Genomic DNA, 22423 nt, shown 5'->3' on the forward strand with positions numbered 1-22423 from the left:
GCAGCTTCCAATAGGCCGACCGGCCGGAGTGAGGTCTGCCATGGGGCAGCGACCTCTGCCCCTATGCGTGAGGAGCTCATGTTCGCCGGAATCTATGGGTTGGTTTATCACTAGGTCGGTTAGAAAAAACAAAAGTCCCCCTCAGCTATGGATTAACCGAGTGCGTCTTAAGCGCGCAATATCGACCTTAGTGAGATGTGGCGAGCTAAATAATCCCTACTTGTACGCGATCGCGTCAGGCACTGCTAAGTACTTCCCGCCGCATGCGGGAAACCGCCTCACCGAAGTCCCGCAATTCAGTCACCAGGGGACTAGTCAGTTTCCGCAATCTGACGCGGGACAAGTAGGCACAAAGCGCAATGCGCTGTGAACCTGCTGCTGGAGCCTACTAGTGGCAGCGCACCCAGCCCCGGGCCGGTGTTAGTAGTAGTACGGGAAGTCGGACCAGTTGGGGTCGCGCTTCTGCAGGAATGCGTCGCGGCCTTCTACCGCTTCATCAGTCATATAGCCCATGCGGGTGGCCTCACCAGCGAAAACCTGCTGACCGGCCAGGCCGTCGTCGGCTGCGTTGAACGCGAATTTCAACATGCGAATAGCCTGCGGTGACTGTCGCGCAATATCCGCCGCGTACTCCAAAGCCGCTTCTTCCAGGCGTTCATGCTCCACTGCTTCATTGACCGCGCCGGCGGCCACCATCTCCTCGGCCGAATGCTCCCGGGCAAGGAAGAAGATCTCCCGGGCCTTCTTCTGGCCTATCTGGCGGGCCAGCAGCGCCGAACCGTAACCGGCGTCGAAGGACCCCACGGTGGCGTCAGTCTGCTTGAACTTCCCGTGCTCGCGGGAGGCAATGGTCAGGTCAGCCACCACGTGCAGAGAATGACCGCCGCCGGCAGCCCAACCGTTGACCACAGCGATCACCACCTTCGGCATGGTGCGGATCAACCGCTGTACCTCCAGAATGTGCAGTCGTCCCGCCCGCGCCGGATCCACCGTTTCGGCTGTCTCACCCTCGGCGTAGCGGTAGCCGTCGCGGCCGCGGATGCGCTGGTCTCCGCCGGAGCAGAAGGAATGGCCGCCGTCTTTGGGGGAGGGGCCGTTGCCGGTGAGCAGCACTGCTCCCACATCCGGGGTCATCCGTGCATGATCCAGCGCCCGGTACAGCTCGTCCACTGTGTGCGGGCGGAAGGCATTGCGCACTTCAGGGCGGTCGAAAGCGATGCGCACTGCCGGAAGATCGCGGACTACCGCGCCGTCGTCGTCGCGTTCAACCCGCCGGTGATAGGTGATGTCAGTGAACTCGAAGCCTTCCACGAGCCGCCACTGCAGAGGATCGAAGACGTCCGAGACCTGCGGCGGAAGGGAAGGGTGTGCGTCATTGCGGGAGTCAGAGCTAGTCACAAGAGATGAGTCTACCGACGGTACTGGGAGCCGTCCTCAGCCCGGTGCAGGAGTCCGAAATCCACCAGATACCGGCGGAGTGCCCGTGGCGGGGTGTGGGGTTCTGTTCAGCCTCACTCGCCGGCAAGGATGTGCCCCAAGTACTCCGCGACCTGTTCAGGTGAGTCCTCTTCCCACGCCTCTTCATCCAGTGAGTTCACCTCCAGCACGGCAAAAACCTCCTGATCGGCGTCGTAGAACAAGGCCTCGTACAGCCCATGCTCGGGCACCGGGTACCAACGGCTGAGTACCTGGAACTCCTCATCCCCGAGCTTCACCGTCTCCACGGAGTTCTCCTGCACCTCGGTGCTGGGCTGGTCCTGGAAGTTCTCAGCAATGGCCGCGGCATCCTCGCCTGAGCCCGGTACCAGCAGCTTCAGTCGGCCGGAGTAATGGCCACGGGACCAGAAATTACACAGGTACCGGTAGGAATCCTGCGCTTGGGCATCAACCCCCAGGGGGCCAAACCCGGTGTCAGTAATAGTTGCGGTGCGGCCGAGTATCTCAGGCATCTGTTCCTGCAGCAGGCATTCATCCTGGTGGTTCAACACTGGCATGGATGCCCCATGACCGGCTGATTCTGGCCAGGCTTCGCCCGTACTGATGAGCCATTCCTGCGGCACGGAGAGCTCCTCCGATAGCTGCGTCCCGACTGGCTCGTGGCCATTTCCCTCCGCTGCAGAGTCTGCGCCCGCTGTGGTCTCCGTGCCCGAGGGATCCGGGGAGGTCGCCTCGGGGGAGTGACCAGACGCGGCGGGGGATTCCGGCGTGCTCGGCTCAGCTGCTGGGGTTTGAAGCTCGGGATTGAGTCCGGTACTGGCAGGTTCACTCTCGGTATCAAAGGGGTTCTCCGCGCAGGAACTCAGCATTAGGCCCAGCAGCCCTGCCAGTGCCACAACCCCGGGGGCAGAGGTGCTGCGAGAGCTGCTGCTCGAACAGCCAGCAGGCGCAGGGCGATGTGTCCCAAACCTCAGACTCATACCCGGTACTTTCGCACAGGCTGCCGAAGCTCAGCTATTTGTGACAACCCCGATGGATCAGCCCTCCACGACTTCCCCGGGTTGGCTCCTGGGACAGTGACGCATCTTGGCGGTCACAGCTTTCCATGGCGTCCTCACCTGGCCTGGGGCGACGCCGGGGGTGACGACTTTTCAGAGGTCGGGGTAGGTTGAGCGCATGCGCGAGATGCCTGCTGATGATGCCAGTTCGGAGCTCCGGGAGTATTACCGCCATTTCGCTCAGGTGGAAGCCGCTCCGGTGTCCCCGCTGTACCAGGACTGGGCCGAAGGGGTTGCTGCCGATGCCGAACTCCTGGAGAAGCTGTTGCAGCTTCCTGCCCCCAAGCGCCAGGCGAACCTATTATTCGCTGCGGCCGGGATCGCTCAGGTGCCGCTGCTGCCCTGGGCGCAGGTCCGTCAGGCAGTCCTGCAGCAGTGGGACCAGATCCGCCATCTCATGCTCACCCGGCGTACCCAGACCAATGAGGCAGGCCGACTAGCTGTGCTGAACCTGCCTTTCGCTCGCATCGCGGAGCAGACCCGGCAGCCGCTGGCACTGCTGGAAGTAGGCAGCAGCGCCGGACTCTGCCTCTACCCCGACGCCTGGCCGATCCACTACCGGTTCACCGATACCGCGGCCGATGCCAACGGTGAGCCCGCTGATCTGGAGACGGGCAAGAGCACAGCGCACGACAGCGCCCGGCTGACTCCGCGGGGTGTGTTGAACTCCGCAGTAGAGCTGACCAGCGAACTCACCGGGATTCAGGCACCAGAGAAGCTGCCGGAGGTGGCGTGGCGCGGCGGGATCGACCTCAACCCCCTGGACCTGCGGAATCCTGAGGATCTGGACTGGCTTAAAGCCCTGGTGTGGCCTGGCATGGAGTATCGGCTCAAACGTCTGGAAGCCGGCGCCCAGCTAGTCAGCGAGCAGCCGCCGCGAATCTTCACCGGTGACCTCAACGAGCTGCTGCCGCAGGCGCTGGCTGAGGTACCCGAGGACGCGGTGCCGGTGGTGTTCCACTCCGCGGTGCTTGTCTATCTCTCCACTGAGGAGCGGGCGCATTTCGTTGAGCAAGTGCAAGCTTCCGGAGTGCGCTGGGTCAGCAATGAAGGGCTCGGGGTCTTCCCGCAGATCGCCGCGAAGCTGCCCCGGGAGGATCCCGACCAGTCCGGGTTCATCCTTGCCCTGGACGGCGAACCGCTGGCGCGCACCGGTCCGCACGGACAGTATGCGAAGAGCTTGGAGTGAAAACCCGCCCCTTTTAGCGCGGTGGATGCTAGCGGCTGCTTTCCTTGGAAGCAGCGGGCTTGCGCGCCAGAATGATGATCTCCGGGGAGTCCTCGTCCAGCTCGGACCTGTCCCAGTTGCCCCACATCTGCTCGAGTACAAAACCGGCCTGTTCCAGGGAGGCGCGCAGCACGTGCAGCGGTCGGTAGCGCAGCGGTTCATCAGCGCTGAGTTTCCGCCCGTCAGGCATGATGCTGTGCGCCCGGCAGGTGATGAGGTCCCCGTCGTCGTCATCTGGCTCGATGCTCAGCACCTCCAGCCAGGAGGTGAACTCCCCGCCTCCAGGATGCGGTTGGGTCTCCCGGGTGCTCTCTTCATCCCAGGCATCTAGCTCCAGGGCCGCAGGGTTGCGAGATTCAAACGCCAGCCACCCGCCGGGCCGCAGCGCCCGGAACGCTTCGGCGAGCACCTGGTCCCACTCAGAGCGGTGCAGGAAATACTGCGCCACATGCCCTACCATCACCGCAGCATCAGCGGCGTCGGATTCCAGCTGGTCGGCATAACCATGAATCAGCGTGATGCGCTCAGCCAGCGCAGCCCCGGGGTGGTCGCTGCTAGGTGGCTCGGCGATGCGCTGTTCGATCCTCTGCCGCGCCACCTGGATCATCGCCCCCGCCGGCTCCACACCGGTGACCCGGATGCCGGCAGCGGCTAACTCAAGGGCCAGTCCGCCGGTGCCGCAGCCGATATCAGCCACCGTCTGCACACCAAGTTCATCCAGCAGGTCCTGATAGAAGTCGGTGTCCCACATTCCGGCGTTCTCCACGTCGTAGAGGGTGACGAACTCGGGGTCTTCTGTCCACGGCCGGTGCTCGCCGGTGCCGGCATCAGTCCCGGATGTGAGGGCAGAACTCTCCCCGGAGGTCTCAGCGCAGGGCTGGCCGGGGTGATCAGGGTGCGGGTCGGTAGTCATAGTCGCTTAAGCGTATCCGCCGTACCCGTTGACCAGCCGGTTCCGCTGGCTTGGTGCCGGCAGCGAAATGCCCGTATCCAGGGCCCGACCCTTGTGGTGTGATGGGTCCATGACTTCTGCGCAGGAGATCACCGAGGCTCAGGCCGCCGAACTGCTCATCAACTGGGAGCTGGCCGCCAGCACAGCCGCGCGACTGGCACCCCCTGGCCCGCGGCTGACTCGGCGTGAGGCTGCCGCCGAGGTCCAAGCCCTGCGCGAGGCCGCCACTGAGGCTGTGGGGCATGTCCATCAGATCACCGGCCTCCATGCCGCCCGCGGCCTAGGGGAGGACACCTCCGATGTGTTGATCGTGGACCGTGCCGGATGGTCCGCCGCCAATGCGGAGAGCTTCCGGCAGATGCTGGCTCCGGCTCTGAAAGCTGCCGTGGAGAAGAAACCGGAGCTGGCCAAGGAGGGCAGCACTGGTCAAGTAGTCGGCTCTGCAGTCACCGGTGCCGAACTCGGGGCGGTACTGGCCTTCCTCTCGGCCAATGTGCTCGGTCAGTTCGAGCCATTCCACCAGCAGCGCCTGCTGCTAGTAGCCCCCAACGTGGTGGATATTGCTACCCAGTTGAATGTGGACCGCGCTGATTTCCGGTTGTGGGTATGCCTGCATGAGCAGACCCACCGGGTCCAGTTCGCTGCCGCCCCATGGCTGGCTGAACACCTCCAAGAGCAGATCACCCAGCTCTCCACCAACACCATGGGCCAGGCGGATTCTCTGCCGCAGAAGCTCGCCGAGGCCGCCAAGCAGCTCAAAGCCGAGCTGAAAGGCAGAAAGGACACCGGGCACGACGACGCCTCCGCGGACCCCTCGGCAGAAGGCGCTTCATCCACCCGTCCCCGCAACCGGCTCCTGGAGGCCATCCAGTCCCCGGAGGACCGGGCTGTGATGTCCCATCTGACGGCGGTGATGAGCCTGCTGGAGGGCCACGCAAACGTGGTGATGGATGCTGTCGATGCCTCGATTGTTCCCTCAGTGAAGACTATTCGACGCCGGTTCAACGATCGCGGGCGCCGTCGCAGCCCACTGGAGCGTGCGGTGCGGAAGCTGCTGCAGCTGGATATGAAAGCCGCCCAGTACCGCGATGGACAGAAGTTCGTGAGTCACATTGTGGATGCGGTGGGCATGGAGGCTTTCAACACCATCTGGGAAGCCCCGCAGCACCTGCCCACCGAGGATGAACTGCACCAGCCCGATCTCTGGATCCAGCGGATGGGTCTGCAGGGCCAGCGGTCAGGTGGCTAAGGCGCCTGCGGCTCTGCACGCCGCCCGCAAAGCAGTGGGGGAGGCTCTGGACCCCGAGGGATTGACCCTGGTGGGCTGCTCCGGCGGCGCGGACTCGCTGGCGCTGGCAGCCGCCGCTGCCTGGCACCATCAGCGCACCAATGGTCCGCTGGCCGGTGCGCGGGTGGGCGCCGTCGTGGTGGACCATCATCTGCACCCCAACAGCGTTGAGATCTCCGGGCGCGCAGTCCGGCAGCTGAAAGGACTCGGGCTGGACCCGGTGCGGATCTTCCCCGCCCAGGTGGACCTGCACTCTGCAGACGGACCTGAGGCCGCCGCCCGGACTGCTCGGTACCGGGCGTTCCGCACCGCAATGAAAGAACTCGGCGCCACTCGGATTCTGCTGGCTCATACCCGCGATGACCAGGCAGAGCAGGTGCTGCTGGGGCTGGCTCGCGGTTCCGGGACCCGGTCGCTGGCCGGTATTCCGCGGCAGCGCGGTCCCTTCCACCGGCCGCTGCTGGATCTCGCCCGGGAGGACACCGAGGCGATCTGCGCCCACCACCACCTGGATCCCTGGCAGGATCCTGCCAACTCGGATCCGCGCTATCTGCGCTCACGCATCCGCACCCAGATCCTGCCCTTTCTCGAGGAGCAGCTCTCCGGGTCCATCCGGGAGTCGCTGGCACGTACTGCAGATATCGCCGCAGCTGACGCCGCCTATCTGGAACAGGACGCCAAAGAAGTCTTCGCCCAGCTGCTGGAAGACCCCGATCACACCGGCACCCTACGGCTGAAACTCACGCCACTGCGCGAGGAACCACCGGCCATCCGTCGTCGTGTACTGGCGCTGGCCGCGGTCGCCGTCGGCGCCCCCAACCCCAGCTTTGAGCGACTCACGGCGGCGGAGAAACTGATCACCGGAAGCCGCTCTGCTGGGCCGGTCCAGCTGGAGGGGGAGGTCAGCGTTCACCGTGGCGCACGCGGAACCGCTGAATATGGGAAACTGGTGCTCGTTCCCCCGCCCAGATAACAGGAGCACGCACCTCATATGGACGCGATTGACGTCAAGGACGATCTCACCGAGGTTCTCTACACCGCTGAAGAGATCCAGGAACGCATCAACGAGCTGGCCGCCCAGATCGACCGCGACTACGCTGGCAAGGACGTGCTGCTGGTCGGCGTGCTCAAGGGCGCAGTCATGGTCATGGCGGATCTCTCCCGTGCCCTGAAGTCACATGTGACCATGGACTGGATGGCGGTGTCCTCCTACGGCTCGGGCACCAAGTCCTCCGGTGTGGTGCGGATCCTGAAGGATCTCGACGCCGATCTGATGAACCGCCACGTGCTGATCGTCGAGGACATCATCGACTCTGGCCTGACACTGTCCTGGCTGAAGGCCAACCTGGAATCCCGCGGCCCGGCCTCGGTGGAGATCTGCACCCTGCTGCGTAAGCCGGAGGCCGTGAAGGTGGACATCGACGTCAAGTACGTCGGCATGGACATCCCCAATAAGTTCGTGGTCGGCTACGGCCTGGACTTCGCCGAGAAGTACCGCAACCTGGATGTCATCGGCATCCTTGCGCCCCACGTCTACGAGTGATTGCACCGGCGACGACGCCGCAGCCGGTGTGCGCTGCGTCACCTCGCCTGTAGAATCGGCTCCCACACCAAGAGAACAGCGTGAGGGAGTATCCGTGGCGCATTCGCCTGTCCAGCCGGTGAGTAAGGCCGCCGCGGCCTATGCCTCACTGCGGCGCAGTATCCGCACCGGTGAGCTTTCTCCCGGTCAGCGGGTGACGCTGAAGGAACTCTCCGAGTTGCTCGAGATGAGCCTGACGCCGGTCCGGGAGGCGCTCAACCGGCTGGTCTCCGAGGGCTATGCGGTCCATGATGCTCACCGCGGAACTTTTATTGCTGATCAGAGCCGTGAGCGGGTAGAGCAGATCTACCGCCTGCGTGCTGTGCTGGAGCCGATGGCGGTGAAGCTTGCTGCTGAGATGGTCGCCATGCGGGGCGCGGCTGGCGGTGATGTTCCGGGAGCTGAGGGCCTTGAACTGCTGCTGCAGCGGAGCGAAGAGCTCTCTGACCCCATCCGGCTGGCGGAGCTGAATGAAGAGCTGCATTTTGCGCTCTACCGGCTCAGCGGTGATGAGCAGCTGGTCAGTTTCATCGAGCAGCTCTGGGCAGGGATGCCCTACCCCTCGCAGCGGATTTACTTGGACGAATCCCGAGGGCAGGCATCATTGCGGGAGCACCGCCGCCTGGTGGAGGCTGTGCTGAGAGGCGACGCCGCGGCGGCTGTCATAGAGGCGCAGGAGCATATTGAAGAAGGCCGCCGTGTGGCGCTGCAGCAGATCCAGTCCAGCTGAGAAAGACTTTCAAATTTTAAGGAATGGACGCGGCGGCGTCGTCGTTTCACCACAGTGAGAGCAGCTCTGGGTGACCTTGAAAGCACCTGGGGCTCACCTAACCCCCTAGGCACCGGAAGCGAGATCCCGTGAGCACCAGCCCAGAGCCCGTCAGCCCAGAGCCCCGCAGCCCAGAGCTCAGCACTGAGCACTCCAGCACTGAGTCCGCCCCCTCCTTAAGCACTGAGCGGCACAGCGAGCAGTTTGAATTTGGCCTGCATACCTTCGGTGATGTCACCAAGAGTGCTGATGGTTCTCGCGAGCTTTCCCACCCGGAAGTGCTGCGCAACGTGCTGGCCGAGGCGCAGATGGCTGATCGCTCCGGGGTGGATGTCTACGGTGTAGGCGAACACCACCGGCCGGACTACGCCATCTCGGCCCCGGATGTGGTGCTGGCGGCGATCGGTGCCTCCACCGAACGGATCAAGCTGATCTCAGCTGTCACGGTGCTTTCCTCGGATGATCCGGTGCGCGTCTATCAGCGTTTCGCGACGATCGACGGGCTGACCGGCGGGCGGGCTGAGGTGTCGCTGGGCCGCGGCAGCTTCATCGAGTCCTATCCGCTGTTCGGCTACGACCTCGGCGACTACGAAAAGCTCTTCGAAGAGAAGGTGGACCTTTTCGTGAAGCTGCGCAGTGAGGGCAAAGTCAGCTGGAACGGTGAAACCCGGGCCGCGCTGAAGGGCCAGGAAATCTTCCCCAAAACTGCGCATCAGAATGGCCTGCCCACCTGGATCGCCGTCGGAGGAACACCTGCCTCGGTGGTGCGCGCTGCACGCCACGGCGTGGGGCTCGAACTGGCGATCATCGGCGGTGCCCCCCACCGGTTTGCGCCGTTTGTGGACCTGTATAAGCGGGCGCTGGTGGAATTCGGCCACGCGACCAGTCCGGAGACTGCAGACTTCCGGGTATCCAGTCACTCCCACGGATTTGTTGCCGACACCGATGAGCTGGCCAAGGACATCTTCTACCCCTCGTGGGCGGAGACTATGGCGCAGCTGGGTCGCGAGCGCGGCTGGGGCAACGGCTACCCGTCCCGCGATCAGTTCGAGCAGGAGATCACCCACGGCGCGCTGTATGTGGGTTCACCGGAGACGGTGGCGGAGAAGATCGTGAAGACCAAGGATCAGCTGGGGATCTCCCGCTTCGGCCTGAAGTACGGCAACGGCTCCCTGGCTCACGAGCACATGATGAGGGCTATCGAGCTGTATGGGGCCAAGGTCAAGCCCTTGGTGCTTGAGCGTCTTCAGGCGTGATGGCCCTGCGGCTCCAGTAATTTGCGTAAAGAAACTGCCGCAACTGCCCCCGTTGAGGGGCTAGTTTCGGCAGTTTCTTTACGTTATTCGCTGGTGAGGAGACAGCTGACGAGGCGCCGCTAGAAGACCTGGCGGCGTCCTGGGAGCGTCCAGCATCTGTCAAGGCCGTGGCGAGCGGCGGTGTTTAGCGTGTGCACCGTGAATCAGCATGATCGACAGGGTGAGGAAGAGCGCTCGGAGCCCCAGCCGAATCAGGGGCAGACTGAGTACACGCAGGGACAAGACGACGCGCAGGAATCGGCGGCGGCTAAAAGTGCTGCCGCAGAGCAGCGGAAGCCAGGAATCGACCGGCTCAACAAGACCTCTGGAGACGCCGAGAACTTCACCATCGCTCTGTATTCGGACCCCGGCCGGACATCGCATCAGGTTCGCAAACTCTTAGAGGATGAGGGTGAGGGCTGGAGCCGTGGTGCCACCATCAAGCATAAGCAGCTGCTGATCCCGCTGCGTCAGGACGCCACCCTGGATCTGGAGCGGGTCCTGGAGTGGGCTCGCGAAGACGGTGCAGATGTCTCCATCGTCATTACGGAAGTCCCTCGCACCGCGGGCCGCAAGGTCAAGTCAGCGGAACTGCATTTTGTCGAGAAGCTCGGTGTGGTCTCCCTGCCGGCCATGGGCCCGGTGGCAGTGAAGTCCAGCCTGTCTAAAGAGCTGCGTCGCTGCGTGGATGCCTTGGTTTATGACTCAGTGGATGAGGCCCATGAGCAAGGCGGCCTGGTCACCCATGTGGAGCAGCAACAGGGTCGGGAATCCTACTTCGTCACGCCTTCGGGTCTGTTCCCCGGACGGCTCTGGATGACCCTGGGTATGGTGGCCGCCAGTAAGCCGCTCTTGTCATTGCCGAAACTCTCCGGTGTCTTCGCCGCCGCTGCCGCTACCGGTGCTTTCGGCATCTTCTTCAGCACCATCTGGGAGATGGCGAACTTCTTGCCGCCGTGGCGACTGGCAATGGTGTCAGTGCTGGTGGTGTTGCTCGTGGTGCTGTGGCTGCTGCTCTCCAATAAACTCTGGGACCGCCCGGGTACCGTCGGGGGCACAAAAGAAGCGTTTATGTATAACGCCTCCACTGTGGCGACCCTTCTGGTCAGCGTCACCGCCCTGTACCTGATGCTCTTTGGAGGAATCCTGGTGATGGGGCTGCTGCTGATTGAGCCAGAATTTATGGCCAACAATATTGGAGTGGAGGAGGCCACGCTGATGAACTACATCGACGTGGCGTGGCTCTCGGCCTCCATGGGAGTCGCAGCCGGCGCCATCGGTTCGAATTTTGATGACGACACCGACCTGAAGAACCTCACCCAGGGCTCACGCGAGGCCCAGCGCTACCCACCCGATGATGAGCAGCGCTAGCCCTCGGCAGCTTTTGGTGCGCCAGGATCAGCCGGCTAGGTAGAGGAACGCGAAGCCTAGGCCCACCGAGAGTAGACCCCACAGCACGATCGAGACTGCCATCCAGATCATCACCAGGTGGCGGTTTGCGCCGAAGGAGACCATCAGCGGTGCGGTGAACTGGCTGGGGAGTGCGAAGGGGCCCAGGATGGCCACACCGGGCACACCGAAGCGGTCAAAGTACTTTTTGATCTTTGCCCGTCGCGCGATCTGCTTCTCGGACAGCTCCTTGGGTTCGGCGTTCTTGGTGACCGCGGAGCGGATCCCGTGGGCGCCGTAGATCAGAATCGCTACTGCTGCGGCGTTGCCCAGCACGCCGCAGATCAGCGCGACCCACCACGGCAGGCCGACGATCATGCCGATGAACGGTCCACTGTAGGACTCGATGAACGGCACCGCACCGATGGCCGCTACGCCCAGCCACTGCAGGGCTTCGGGCAGTCCATCCACCCAGTTCTGCAGCTGACTGATCCAGGAGTCCTCCTGGACTAAATTGAGGTCATCGGGTGTGCCAGCGGTCATGCTCAGCGAAAGTGCGTTGATCATAGGTCTCATCATTGCGGACTATGGCCGCGACGTCGTCACCCCTGCGGCGTATCTCAAAGCGTGGCGAACGTTGCAGCGGCTCTCGAGCGTTTGCACCCAGCGCCATCTCCAGGTTGCGCTGAGCAGGGGGTATTAGTCTCTGGCGGGTCAGAGAGGAGGCGCATATGCCGCGACTCAAACGCGTCCGCCCATTCCAGGACCCCGGCTTCCAACGCCTCAGTGGCGATTCCGACTTTCGCTATGTTGATGATGACGGCCGCCCTGCCTCAGAGCAGGACTGTGTACGTATTGATGCACTGGCCATCCCGCCGGCCTGGAAAGAGGTATGGATCTGTGTGGACGCCCATGGCCATGTGCAGGCGGTGGGGACCGACGACGCCGGACGCAAGCAATACATCTATCACCAGCATTGGGCGGACCGGCGGGATCGCGGCAAATTCTCCCGTGCCCTCGATCTTGCTTCAAAGCTGCCTGCAGCGCGTGCCAGGGTCACCCAGGCGCTGAAAGAGGAGGGGATGGACAGGCAGAAAGTACTGGCTATCTCCTTTCGCATCCTCGATCGGTCCGCCATCCGAGCGGGTTCGCGCACCTATCTGCGGCAGAGCGGCAATCGGGGTCTGACCACACTGCAATGCCGGCATCTGGTGGTAGCTGGGGACACGTTGACCTTCTGTTTTCCGGCTAAGGGCGGCAAGGTCCAGGAGGTCAGCTTCTCGGATCCGGAGCTGGCACCGCAGCTTGAGGAACTGGTTCAAGGGCGGACCCGCTCGCTTTTGCTGTCCTGGCGAGAGGGACGACGACGAGCCGCGCTTCGGCCCCAGCAGCTCAACGCCTATATTCGCCAGGTCACCGGTGGCCGATTCACCGCGAAGGACTTCCGCACGCTGCGCGGCACCATCCTGGCGGCTGAGTCCCTGGCGCGCACAGGGGCGAAGTCCACTGCGCGGGAGCGGGCTAGGGCTGAACGTGCGGCAATCGAGGCCTGCGCCGAGGGGCTCGGGAACACTCCCGCCGTGGCCAAGAGCTCCTATATCGACCCGAGGGTCTTTAAGCAGTACCGTCGCGGCAATCTTCTTGACACTTCGCGAACGCCTGAGTCCGCGATCCGTTCCTTACTGCTGGGCTGAGCGGTCCATCACCTCGGGAAAAGTTGCACTTATGCAAAAATGCGGAAGTGCATAAACTGCACTAGTGCAAGAAAAGCTGACGCGTCGTGAACAGAACCAGCGTGACACCTGGGATGCCATCCATCTGGCGGCCTACGAACTGGCCGAAGGTCAGGGGCTGTCCGCCGCCACCGTGGAGGAGATCGCATCGCGAGCGGGAGTTTCCCGGCGCACGTTCTTCAACTATTTCCCCACCAAAGAAGACGCCATCCTGGGAACCCGGCTGCCCCAGGTGCCCGAGGATGCTGCCCGTCGCTACGCAGAGTCGCAGCAGGACGAGCTGACCCGCGTGGCGCACCTGTTTGTCGCTATCCTGCGCACCGCTTTGCCTCAGCAGACTTCCCTGCGCCGTCGAGAGATCGTGGCGATCCACCCCGGGCTTCGCGGCCGGGTGATGCAGCTGGTCACTGATGTCGAGCATCTGGTGCGCGAGGCCGTGGAAGCCGCAACCGCCGCTCATGAGGTCGACGACGCGGCAGCGGACCTGCTCGATGTTCGACTCCTGCTCTCCGGGGCCATCACCAAGCACGCCTTCCTCCGCTACCAAAGGGCTGCGGCCGATGATCTCGAGTCCTTCATCAATGAATCCATCGCGCTATTCCGAAAGGTGGTCGGCGAGAACTGATGAGTACGCCTGATTCTCCACACTCGCCCTCGCCCACGGCTGAAAATCCCGGCCCTAACGCCCATCTCGGGCTGATCTTCTCCGCGCTCATTCTGACCATGCTCATGGCCTCCCTGGGGCAGACGGTGCTCGCCACCGCCCTGCCGACAATCGTGGGCGAGCTCGACGGGGTCCAGCACATGGCCTGGGTCATCACGGCCTTCATCCTGGCCTCGACCATCATGATGCCGGTCTACGGCAAGCTCGGCGACATGTTCGGACGCAAGCCCCTGTTCCTGGTCGCGATCGTGCTGTTTGTCATTGGTTCCGGCGCCGGCGGAGCGGCCCAGAGCATGGGGGAGCTGGTGGCAGCTCGCGTCGTGCAGGGCTTAGGCGGCGGAGGGCTGATGATTCTCTCCCAGGCCACTATCGCTGATGTCGTTCCGGCACGTGAACGCGGCCGGTACATGGGTGTCATGGGTGGCGTCTTCGCCTTCTCCTCTGTGGCCGGGCCGCTGCTGGGCGGCTGGTTGACTGACGGTCCCGGCTGGCGCTGGACGCTGTGGATGAATCTGCCCCTGGGGCTGCTGTCCCTGGTGGGCGTCGCGGTACTGCTGAAGCTGCCAGCCCGGCAGAAGCAGGAACGTCGCCGCATTGATATCGCCGGCATGGCGCTGCTGGGCGTGGCCACCTCCGCGATCGTCCTGGTGGCCACCTGGGGCGGTGCGGAATACGAGTGGACTTCCCCGTTGATTCTGGGTCTGGCTGCGGCCGCCGTCGTCACCTCCCTGCTGTTCATCTGGGTGCAGTCCCGGGCGAAGGAGCCGGTGATGCCGCTGTTGCTCTTCCGCAACCGCAACTTTGTGCTGACCATGATTGCTGGTCTCATCACTGGCGTGGCCATGTTCGGCGTCATGGGCTACATGCCCACTTATCTGCAGATGGTCACCGGTTACAGCCCCGCCCAGGCCGGGCTGCTCATGATCCCGATGATGGGCACTCTGTTGGTGGCTTCGGTGGTGGTGGGTCGCCGAGTGAGCGTCACCAGCCGGTACAAGACCGTGATGATTCTGGGAACGTTCATCACCGCAGGCGGTCTGGGGCTGCTGTCCACGCTGACGGTGGACTCTCCAGTGGTCTTGGAGTGCCTGTACCTGGCAGTGCTAGGGCTGGGTCTGGGCTGCAGCATGCAATTGCTGACCTTGGTCGCCCAGAATTCCTTCTCCTTGCGTCTGGTGGGTACTGCCACAGCCGGGCAGAACTACTTCCGGCAGGTCGGCGCTACGCTGGGATCTGCCGTGGTGGGCTCGCTGTTCGCTACCCGGCTGGGGGAGCTGCTCCGTGACCGGCTCCCGGCGGAGGCCGCTACAGGGGCCGGGACCAATTCCTTGACCCCGCAGCTAGTCAACAGCCTGCCTGCACCACTGCATGAGATTGTCGTCGGGGCATACAACGAGGCGCTAGTGCCCTTATTCCTTTGGATGGTCCCGCTGGTGCTGGTGGCGGCAATCCTGCTGATGTTCGTACAGGAAAAGCCCCTGGCCACCACCCTGGAACCGTGATGGTGAATTTCCTCACACAGTAGGGGAATCCTGGTATAAGCTTCGCTCAGCACGCCCCGCTGTGGAGAGCGTGAATCATTCAAGCATCATCACGCTCTGCATCACTCACAGGGGACCTCATGAAAACTACCGAGGCAGCGCGCGCCCTCAGCGCGGCCGCAACTACGTTGGCTCTGACGGCCACTTTGCTCATCGGTGCCGGAGTGCCCGCGTCTGCGGCACCTTCGGCACCCAGCCCGGCGCCTGTCGGCACTACAACGGACAGTCCGACCCCGTCGGCTCCTGCAACCACAAGCCCCACCCCGTCCAGCCCTGCGACCTCTAGTCCTGTGCAGACCAGTCCTGCACCGACGCGCTCGCCGTCGGCGTCACCTTCTCCGTCTGCCACCCGGACTGTCGCGCCGCAGAGTCTCAAGACTGGGACTCCCACGGTGACTGGGGTCGCCGTCGTCGGCTCCACGCTCACGGCACGGCCAGGCAGCTGGACCTCCGGCGCGCGGCTGAGCTACCAGTGGCTCAGCGACGGCAAGACCATTCAGGGCGCCACCAGCAGCACCTACAAGGTCAGCTCTGGTCAGGTCGGGAAGCGCATCTCAGTGCGGGTCACCGGTACGGCGCACGGATTCAGCAGCGCGCGGAAGTCCTCCGCGGCCACTCTGCGCGTAGCGCAGGCTTCCACGCCGACTCTCGCGGGCAGCGTACGCGCCGGAGCCACACTGACAGCTTCACCGGGAACGTGGACTTCCGGGACATCCTTCAAGTACCAGTGGCGCGTGGAGGGCAAAGTAGTCAGCCGCACGAAGAGTGCCAGCTACACGCTGCGTGCGGCAGACGCCGGCAAGCGGGTCAGCGTCACCGTGGTCGGGACCAAGTCCGGCCACCCCACGGTGGAGCGCACCTCGAAGATGACTGCGCGGGCCTTGCGCACCTCAGCTCCCAAGGTCTCAGGCGCCGCCGTAGTAGGCAGCGCGCTGAGCGCCAGCACCGGCACGTGGAGTTCCGGTACCAGCTTCAGCTACCAGTGGCTGGCCGACGGCAAACGGATCAGCGGCGCCACCAAGCGCACCTTCACTCCCGGGACAGCTCAGCAGGGCAAACAGATCAGTGTGCAGGTGACGGGCAAGAAATCCGGACACGCACAGGCGCAGCGCAGCTCAGCGAAAACCACGAAGGTGATGCGGGCCGGCACCGCGGGTATCAGCGGCACTGCGCAGGTGGGGAAGACACTCACCGCCGCACCCGGCACCTGGACCTCAGGCGCTAGCTTCAGCTACCAGTGGTATTCAGCGGGAAAGAAGATCAACGGTGCCACCAAGCGCACCTACAAGATCAGTTCGGGACAGCAGGGCAAGACCCTCACCGTGAGGGTGACCGGGAAGAAGTCCGGGCACACCACGGTGACACGGTCCTCCAAAGCAACAGCGGCCGTCAAGGCGGCCCCGGCCGCTTCTGCCGGAACCTCCGGCTCAAGCCGGCCGCCGCAGTCGGGAACGTGGAACTGCCCAGCCGGGTACCCGGTGAAGGGTAACCGCAGCTCCAGCGGAGAATGGATCTACCACGTGCGCGGAGGTCAGTATTACGCTGCCACCAATCCTGAGGAATGCTTCGCCACCGAAGCTGCAGCACGGGCCGCCGGCTACCGAGCCTCCAAGCGCTGAGCATTGCCCCGATGAGTAGCCAGTTCTGTCGCAGCACAGTGGCAGACTGGAGCCCATGAGGACCATCTCGGCATCGACAGCGGGACTTTGGAAGTCCGCACATCCCGGTCCGACGCTGGTGGTCACCGCTCTCTCGGGCGTACTGGCCGTAGGTGCCGGCGTTGACCTGTGGCGCGGACTGCTGCTGGTGGCAGCTGTCTTCTTCGGTCAGCTCTCCGTGGGGCTGTCTAATGACGCTATCGACGCTGAGCGGGATCGGGCGGTCCAGCGCAAGGATAAGCCCATAGCCCGGGGGGATATCAGTGTGAGCGCCGCCTGGGTGGGGGCCGGAGGTTCTCTGCTGTTGGCGCTGCTGCTCTCAGCACCGTTGGGGTGGGTGCTGCTGATCGCTCATGCCGCGGCGCTGGTCTCGGCGTGGTCATATAACCTCGGGCTAAAGGCCACCGTGGTCTCCGTGGTGCCATACATGGTGACTTTCGGGCTTTTCCCCTCACTGGCCACACTGGCACATGACTCCGGCCAGTGGGCGTCGGGATGGGCTTGGGTGGCCGGAGCGGCACTGGGAGTCGCGCTGCACATGACCAATGTGCTGCCGGATCTCGACGACGACGCTCAGACCGGCATCCGCGGGCTGCCCCACCGACTGGGCGGCACCGCAGCAGCTGCGGTGGCATCGGTGACGCTCGTCTTTGGAGCAGCGGCAGTTGCTGCGGGTCCTGTGCAGTGGCAGATCAGTGACATTCCGGCCATCTCCTGGCTGCTGTGCGGCGTCGTAGTCCTGCTGGCATCTGTAACCGTGCTCCTCAGCCTCACGGGACGCCCGGGTCGGGTGCAGTTTCAGGTGGTGATGCTGGCTGCGCTGATGCTTGCCGTGCAGCTGGTGATCTCCGGAGGATCTCTGGTCCACTGATCTCTGGTCCGCTGATGTTCGACCCGCGGCTGGGATGATCAGCCCGCAGCTGGGATGATCAGCCTGCAGTATCGAAGCCCATGGCGTATGCCCTGGTGAAGATGCTGCGTGGGCCCGGTCCCAGCATGGTGCGCACAGCCCGCCGTCGGACAGTGTCTGACCAGTAGCCAGCCGGACGACCCAGACGGGTATTGAGGCCAGCAAGACCAGCCGCCCGCCGGGCCGAGCGCAGCCGCTGGCTCTCCCAGTGCCGCAGCTCCTGTTCCGGAGCGACTGAGGTCTGGGACCAGCGTGCCAGCAGGGGAGCCAGCGTCACCGCGTCCAAGAGTCCCAGATTCATCCCTTGTCCACCGATGGGGCTGACCTCGTGGGCGGCATCGCCGATGACGAACAGCCGCCCGTGGCGCATCTGCTCGGCTACGAAACGCCGCACCCCGAAGCCATGCACCTCCTCAGGTTCGGCTGACGTGCGACCCTGCAGGGCGATCCTCATCCGCTGCCGGGCTCCCGCTGCTGCGTGGTCACCGGCGGCGTCCCAGGTGACGAAGCGTCGTCGGCCGTCAGGCAGCGGGAAGGACTCCAGGACTCCGCGCGGGTCAAGATGGATGACCGCGACGGCGGGATCTTCGGCGGCCGTGCCTTCCGTGTCTGTCATCAAGTAGCGGTCGTGGTAGTGCCTGGCCTCGGGCTGGCGGTAGACCAAGCTGCGGGATCGTGCACCTCCGGCCAGGATGACCAGCGGCGCGCGCATATGGCGTTCGTTCAAGGTCACGGTGACGTCCGCGGCGCCCACCTCGATGGACTGCACTGCCGCCCTGCGCTGGGGTTGCGGGGCTTGGGCCGCCAAGACAGCCTCTGTGGCTGCCTGCGGGGCGGTGGCGATGAACGGAAACCTGGCGTTCAGCGCGCTGAAATCCACTGTGCCCAGCAGCCTTCCCTGGGCGCGGGCCTGACCTGAGTGGACCCGCTGGGCCTTGGCCAGTAGCGCGTCCGTCAGACCCCCGGGCTCCAGTGTCCTGAGCACCGGAGGGTGGATCCCGATGGCCCGGCTGCCGGATCCGGGCTCGGGGCGCTGCTCCAGCAGGACTACATCCACACCGTGGCGCTGCAGCTGTCCCGCCACCAGCAGTCCCACCGGCCCGGCGCCTATGACAAGGACTTCAGGCACTGCCCGGCGCTTCCGCCAGGACCCGGAACGGGTAGGGAACCGAGGTTCTCCACGGTGAGCCGAGGGTCGCGGCCAGTTCCGCCGGTGTGTAGCTGCGCCGGATGGAGCGCAGCCCATCGACGCGCAGAAACGTCCCCGGGGCGACGGGCAGGATCGCTGCGGAGTACAGGCCGTAGGCCAGTCGGCTGCGGGAAATATCGCTGTGCAAGACCAGCCCGGAGCTTAAGCGCCTGGAATATTCGGCAAAACTGGTCAGCTCATCAGCGCCCAGGTGGTGCAGCACGTGGTTGGAGATCACCAGATCAAACCGTTCACCAGTGGACCACAAAGCTTCAGCGTCGGTGCAGAGAAACTGTGCGTTCGGCGGCGAGGCTGCACTGGAGGTCTCATAGGCACGGGGGTCCGGGTCAACACCGGTCCAGCGGACTGTGAAGCCATCCTTCTCTGCCAATGAGCTCAGCCTCCGGATGACGTCACCGCCACCGGAGCCCACATCCAAGATCCTGCCGGTGCCGCCCTGGTTCTGCAGCATCGGCCGGATACGTTTGCGGTAGAGGACATCCCAGCCGGAGACGAACCGATTGACCACGCCGAAGCGCCGCAATGTGGCCTGCAGGCGCTGGGGGTCACAGTCCGGGTCATCCATCAGCTCACGCAGATGCACGTCACGGCGGGCCAGCGAGGGTCGGCTCATGCGGCATCCCGCTGGTCGATAGAGATCAGGGCCGACTCCACCGTCAGTCCTGGACCGAAGGCCAGCGCGGCCAGGCTCCCGGTGGCCTCGGGGTCGCTGAGTATGCGCTGGAGTATGAAGAGGATCGTAGCGCTGGACATGTTGCCGCGCTCGCGCAGCACGGCACGTGAGTGCTCCAGGGCAGCGGGATCCAGTGCCAGACCGCGTTCCACGCGATCCAGCACACTGCGACCGCCGGGATGGACCGCCCAATGCGAGGGGGAGTGCGAGGTGCCGATCAGGCGCTTGACCGCACTCTGTATTTCGCGGCCCACAATGCGGGGAACCTCTGCGGAGAGTCGCATGGTGAAGCCGGCATCGCCGATGGTCCACACCATATCTGTCTCTCCCTCCTCGGTCAGAGCAGTGGCGAAGCGCTCAAGCCTCAGCGTCCGGTGGGTTCCACGCGCAGGATCAGCCGTGACCACGGCGGCGGCGGCGCCGTCGGCAAAGACGGAGGAGGCCACAATCTGCTCCGGGTCCGCACTGCGTCGGATGTGCAGAGAGCACAGTTCCACGCACACCACCAGCACTACTGCCTCCGGCTGGTTCGCGGTGATGTGAGCGGCAGTGCGCAGAGCTGGAATCGCAGCAGCGCATCCCATGAAACCCAAGTGAACTCTCTCCACACAACCGGGCAGACCCAGGTCCCTGATCAGGTGAAAGTCCACCCCCGGAGCGAAAAACCCGGTGCAGGAGACGGTGACCAGATGCGTCACCGAAGAAGCAGGTACCTGGCCCTGGGCAAGCGCGTCGCGAGCGGCCTCCTCCGCCAGGGCGGGGGCTTGCTGGCGGAACAGTTCATTGCGCACCCCTGTGCTGGGGCTCAGTAACTCGCCGTCCTGGCCGATGAAGACCCCGTCTGCGGAGCTGCTGAGATCGCTGCTGGAGTGGAAGCCGCTCAGCACCGTGTGTCGAGTGCTGATGGCCGCTGCGTCGAAGACGGCACTGATCAAACGCTTGGTCAGCTTCGAGGCACCGGGCTGGTCGGCGAAGAAGGACTGCAGCCGCTCCTGGGGTACCGCAGGTCCGGGTACTGCGGTACCGATGGAGACAATCCGTGCGTTCACCTGCGTACTCGCTGATCTGTTGAGGAGTGTGGCCGCCGTGCCTGTACGGAGAGTCCCGGGATTTCGGGCTTACTCATCGACGCCTTCCATGGGCCCCGCAGCCAAAGTAGTACCGCTGTGCGTGGGGTCGCCGTCGAAGTGCTCGTGTGACACATCTACTATGGGGTATTGCGAAAGGTCGATGCCAGCCGGTACCTGGAGGGTAGTCGACTCAGCGGTAGCTGCGCCCAGTGACATCAGACGGTTGGCGTCCTCATCGCGCAGCCACACCTCGAAGTATCCGTCAGCTGGGTCCGCGGTCGCGCTCAGATCAACTCGCAGCTCCAGCTCCCCGTCCCCGCGGTCCACCATCTGTGCCTGACCGGTCAGGTCATCGCTGGCCACGGGTTCCAACACTGCATCACCGACGACGGTCGGGGCATCGGCGGACGGAGGCTGTTCGTCCTGGCCAGACTGAAGCCACCATGTCACCGCGGCTGCACCGACGACGACGCCGGCGGCTGCCGCGGCGAATATCGTCAGCCATCGAGCCCCTGCCGATCGCCGGGGGCGAAGCTGGGGGTGCAGCTGCTGCACGGTCGAGAACCGTCCGTCGGTTGGGTTCGAGTCCTTATCAGCATCGATGCCGTCTCCGGTGTTGTGCGGGGAGAGCGCAGTTGAAGATGAAGCCGCACTGCTGATCTGCAGCTCCTGCGCAACGCGGTCCCAGAGACCTTCGGGCGCTGCTTCCATAGGGCTGGGCGCCGCTAGGGCGGTGATGACTCGTTTCGTGCGGCCAAGGTGGGCTGCGCATAGCGAGCACTGCTCCACATGGTTCTGGGCGGCACGCTGATCCAGGCCATCCCAGTCATCAGAGGATCCGGATGCTGCCGCTGTCAGTGCGGCCTCGGTGAGGTGACCATCAGAGGTGAAGGTTTCATCGCTGTACTGAGCCTCAGTCATGAGCCACCTCCAATGTCTTGCGTAATCGGGCCAGTCCACGGTGCAAGTGCGATTTCACAGTGCCCACCGGCATCTCCAGCTGTTCGGAGATGGTTCGCACTGGCAAGTCTTGCGTGTAGGCCATCCGAAGGATCTCATCCTGCGGCGGTCCCAGTTCGCTGAGCGCCTGGTGGATGAGCACCTGGTCCACGACCGTGTCCATGGGCTCATCCGGTGCGGCGTGCAGCAGGGCAGCCCCACCGGCCTCGGCAGAGCGCAGCTGCCGCTGCCTGGCGTGGAAGGTGTCGGCAATGACACGGCGAGCAATGCCAGTCAGCCACGCACCAAGGGGTTTGCCCGGATCATAGGACTCACGAAATTTCCAGGCACGGACAAAGACCTGTTGAGCCGCATCTTCGGCATCCTGGCGATGGCGCAGAGCGCTTAGGCACAGGGAGAAGACCAAGGAACTATGCGCAGCAAAGAGCTCGCCCATAGCGTCTTCCTCGCCAGCTGCGAACCTGGCTCCCAGGCTGTCCCTGTCCAAAGTGCCTCCTTAGTCGCCTTCCCGCAGCTGGGCTGCGATGCGTTACCCGTGGGCGCTGCTGCGCTTCAGTGCTGCGCAGGCTCGGCGATCACTATGACGTTGTCAGCATAACTGCTCTCCTCGGGCATCCACTGGCCTCCGCAGGTGATCAACACAAGACGGTGCTCTCCGGTGCGCTCGAAGAACGGCGTGAAGTCCAAGCCCTCTTTGCCCAGCTGTTGGACTTCTGAGACGTGATACTGGTGTCGCTGGCCGTCCTCGTCGGTGACCGTCACTTCCTCTCCGGGCCTGGCGTCCTTCAAGGCATATAGGGGACCAATGGGAGTTTCCTCAGACCCCGCGTGGGCGGCGATGACCGTGGTGCCCACACCATCGGCCGGAGTCTTGCCGAATTGGTACCACGCAGCCAGCGCGGCGTCGTCGGGCACATCCATCTGCCCGTCAGCGGAGACACCATAGGGTTCGACGGCGATGTTGGCATCGATGGCGGGGTAGTCCAGCATAACTGGAGCGGCCGTT

The 22423-nt window shown here is 64.1% G+C and carries 23 protein-coding genes and 2 pseudogenes; 12 read left to right on the forward strand and 13 right to left on the reverse strand.

Going from position 1 to position 22423, the window contains the following annotated elements; genetic code table 11:
• Positions 1-420: 420 nt before the first annotated feature.
• The 3 genes and pseudogenes from TX78_RS07505 to TX78_RS07510 form a co-directional block, all read right to left on the reverse strand.
• On the reverse strand, positions 421-1398 hold the full coding sequence (locus TX78_RS07505; RefSeq protein ID WP_044495097.1) for a 1,4-dihydroxy-2-naphthoyl-CoA synthase: 978 nt from the start codon (positions 1396-1398) through the stop codon (positions 421-423).
• Between the two features lie 11 nt (positions 1399-1409).
• Positions 1410-1478 (reverse strand): annotated as a pseudogene (locus TX78_RS14615) (DUF2087 domain-containing protein); the annotation flags it as partial.
• Positions 1479-1511: 33 nt separating this feature from the next.
• A complete protein-coding gene (locus TX78_RS07510) occupies positions 1512-2060 on the reverse strand; it encodes a hypothetical protein (protein ID WP_158644314.1) in 549 nt (182 codons plus the stop codon).
• A gap of 553 nt (positions 2061-2613) precedes the next feature.
• Here TX78_RS07510 and TX78_RS07515 point away from each other — a divergent pair.
• Entirely contained in the window at positions 2614-3684 is a 1071-nt protein-coding gene (locus TX78_RS07515; protein ID WP_044495100.1) for a DUF2332 domain-containing protein, read from the forward strand.
• Between the two features lie 28 nt (positions 3685-3712).
• On the opposite strand, the gene TX78_RS07520 is transcribed toward TX78_RS07515, so the two are convergent.
• Complete coding sequence (locus TX78_RS07520) at positions 3713-4636, reverse strand: class I SAM-dependent methyltransferase (protein ID WP_049897633.1); 924 nt, start codon at positions 4634-4636, stop codon at positions 3713-3715.
• Positions 4637-4745: 109 nt separating this feature from the next.
• Here TX78_RS07520 and TX78_RS07525 point away from each other — a divergent pair, with 109 nt between their 5' ends.
• The 6 genes from TX78_RS07525 to TX78_RS07550 all read left to right on the forward strand — a co-directional run bounded on the left by TX78_RS07525 (position 4746) and on the right by TX78_RS07550 (position 10980).
• Positions 4746-5924, forward strand: a complete 1179-nt coding sequence (locus TX78_RS07525) for a zinc-dependent metalloprotease (protein WP_044495102.1) — start codon at positions 4746-4748, stop codon at positions 5922-5924.
• The gene (gene tilS, locus TX78_RS07530; RefSeq protein WP_049897634.1) at positions 5917-6936 is read left to right on the forward strand and encodes a tRNA lysidine(34) synthetase TilS; all 1020 of its coding nucleotides are present in this window, start codon (positions 5917-5919) and stop codon (positions 6934-6936) included. The genes TX78_RS07525 and tilS overlap by 8 nt, the downstream gene beginning before the upstream one ends.
• Before the next feature lie 18 nt (positions 6937-6954).
• Positions 6955-7506, forward strand: coding sequence for a hypoxanthine phosphoribosyltransferase (gene hpt / locus TX78_RS07535; RefSeq protein ID WP_044495104.1), 552 nt, complete (start codon positions 6955-6957; stop codon positions 7504-7506).
• 94 nt (positions 7507-7600) lie between these two features.
• Positions 7601-8275, forward strand: coding sequence for a GntR family transcriptional regulator (locus TX78_RS07540; RefSeq protein ID WP_044495106.1), 675 nt, complete (start codon positions 7601-7603; stop codon positions 8273-8275).
• Between the two features lie 254 nt (positions 8276-8529).
• Positions 8530-9570, forward strand: a complete 1041-nt coding sequence (locus TX78_RS07545) for an LLM class flavin-dependent oxidoreductase (protein WP_044495390.1) — start codon at positions 8530-8532, stop codon at positions 9568-9570.
• 198 nt (positions 9571-9768) lie between these two features.
• Entirely contained in the window at positions 9769-10980 is a 1212-nt protein-coding gene (locus TX78_RS07550; RefSeq protein WP_081652655.1) for a hypothetical protein, read from the forward strand.
• 27 nt (positions 10981-11007) lie between these two features.
• Here TX78_RS07550 and TX78_RS07555 read toward each other — a convergent pair whose 3' ends face one another.
• On the reverse strand, positions 11008-11565 hold the full coding sequence (locus TX78_RS07555) for a small multi-drug export protein (RefSeq protein WP_049897635.1): 558 nt from the start codon (positions 11563-11565) through the stop codon (positions 11008-11010).
• Between the two features lie 164 nt (positions 11566-11729).
• Here TX78_RS07555 and TX78_RS07560 point away from each other — a divergent pair, with 164 nt between their 5' ends.
• The 3 genes from TX78_RS07560 to TX78_RS07570 all read left to right on the forward strand — a co-directional run bounded on the left by TX78_RS07560 (position 11730) and on the right by TX78_RS07570 (position 14897).
• Positions 11730-12692 (forward strand): DNA topoisomerase IB, encoded by a 963-nt coding sequence (locus tag TX78_RS07560; RefSeq protein ID WP_044495110.1) that lies wholly within the window; start codon positions 11730-11732, stop codon positions 12690-12692.
• 64 nt (positions 12693-12756) lie between these two features.
• A complete protein-coding gene (locus tag TX78_RS07565) occupies positions 12757-13356 on the forward strand; it encodes a TetR/AcrR family transcriptional regulator (protein ID WP_049897636.1) in 600 nt (199 codons plus the stop codon).
• On the forward strand, positions 13356-14897 hold the full coding sequence (locus TX78_RS07570) for an MDR family MFS transporter (protein WP_044495112.1): 1542 nt from the start codon (positions 13356-13358) through the stop codon (positions 14895-14897). Before TX78_RS07565 ends, TX78_RS07570 begins: the two co-directional genes overlap by 1 nt.
• Before the next feature lie 79 nt (positions 14898-14976).
• On the opposite strand, the gene TX78_RS07575 is transcribed toward TX78_RS07570, so the two are convergent.
• On the reverse strand, positions 14977-15285 hold the full coding sequence (locus TX78_RS07575) for a hypothetical protein (protein ID WP_044495114.1): 309 nt from the start codon (positions 15283-15285) through the stop codon (positions 14977-14979).
• Positions 15286-15328: 43 nt separating this feature from the next.
• Here TX78_RS07575 and TX78_RS12645 point away from each other — a divergent pair, with 43 nt between their 5' ends.
• Both TX78_RS12645 and TX78_RS07585 read left to right on the forward strand, forming a co-directional pair.
• Positions 15329-16555: a sunset domain-containing protein gene (locus TX78_RS12645; protein WP_049897638.1), complete on the forward strand. Its 1227-nt coding sequence runs from the start codon at positions 15329-15331 to the stop codon at positions 16553-16555.
• Between the two features lie 55 nt (positions 16556-16610).
• A complete protein-coding gene (locus tag TX78_RS07585) occupies positions 16611-17465 on the forward strand; it encodes a UbiA family prenyltransferase (RefSeq protein ID WP_044495116.1) in 855 nt (284 codons plus the stop codon).
• Positions 17466-17523: 58 nt separating this feature from the next.
• On the opposite strand, the gene TX78_RS07590 is transcribed toward TX78_RS07585, so the two are convergent.
• The 7 genes and pseudogenes from TX78_RS07590 to TX78_RS07615 all read right to left on the reverse strand — a co-directional run.
• Positions 17524-18633, reverse strand: a complete 1110-nt coding sequence (locus TX78_RS07590; protein ID WP_044495117.1) for an FAD-dependent oxidoreductase — start codon at positions 18631-18633, stop codon at positions 17524-17526.
• Entirely contained in the window at positions 18626-19327 is a 702-nt protein-coding gene (locus TX78_RS07595) for a methyltransferase domain-containing protein (protein ID WP_044495119.1), read from the reverse strand. Before TX78_RS07595 ends, TX78_RS07590 begins: the two co-directional genes overlap by 8 nt.
• Positions 19324-19704 carry a hypothetical protein gene (locus TX78_RS14520; RefSeq protein ID WP_324603316.1) on the reverse strand — a complete coding sequence of 127 codons (381 nt, stop codon included), beginning with the start codon at positions 19702-19704 and terminating at the stop codon, positions 19324-19326. The genes TX78_RS07595 and TX78_RS14520 overlap by 4 nt, the downstream gene beginning before the upstream one ends.
• 36 nt (positions 19705-19740) lie before the next feature.
• Positions 19741-20442, reverse strand: a pseudogene (locus TX78_RS14525) (type III polyketide synthase); the annotation flags it as partial.
• Between the two features lie 63 nt (positions 20443-20505).
• Entirely contained in the window at positions 20506-21378 is an 873-nt protein-coding gene (locus TX78_RS12650; protein WP_049897639.1) for an anti-sigma factor, read from the reverse strand.
• Positions 21371-21904 (reverse strand): RNA polymerase sigma factor, encoded by a 534-nt coding sequence (locus TX78_RS07610; RefSeq protein ID WP_044495123.1) that lies wholly within the window; start codon positions 21902-21904, stop codon positions 21371-21373. Before TX78_RS07610 ends, TX78_RS12650 begins: the two co-directional genes overlap by 8 nt.
• 65 nt (positions 21905-21969) lie before the next feature.
• Positions 21970-22423: class F sortase (locus TX78_RS07615; RefSeq protein WP_222704265.1), on the reverse strand; the 454-nt coding region annotated here is incomplete at its 5' end.

Source organism: Nesterenkonia massiliensis (assembly GCF_000455245.1).
Classification (GTDB): Bacteria; Actinomycetota; Actinomycetes; order Actinomycetales; family Micrococcaceae; genus Nesterenkonia; species Nesterenkonia rhizosphaerae.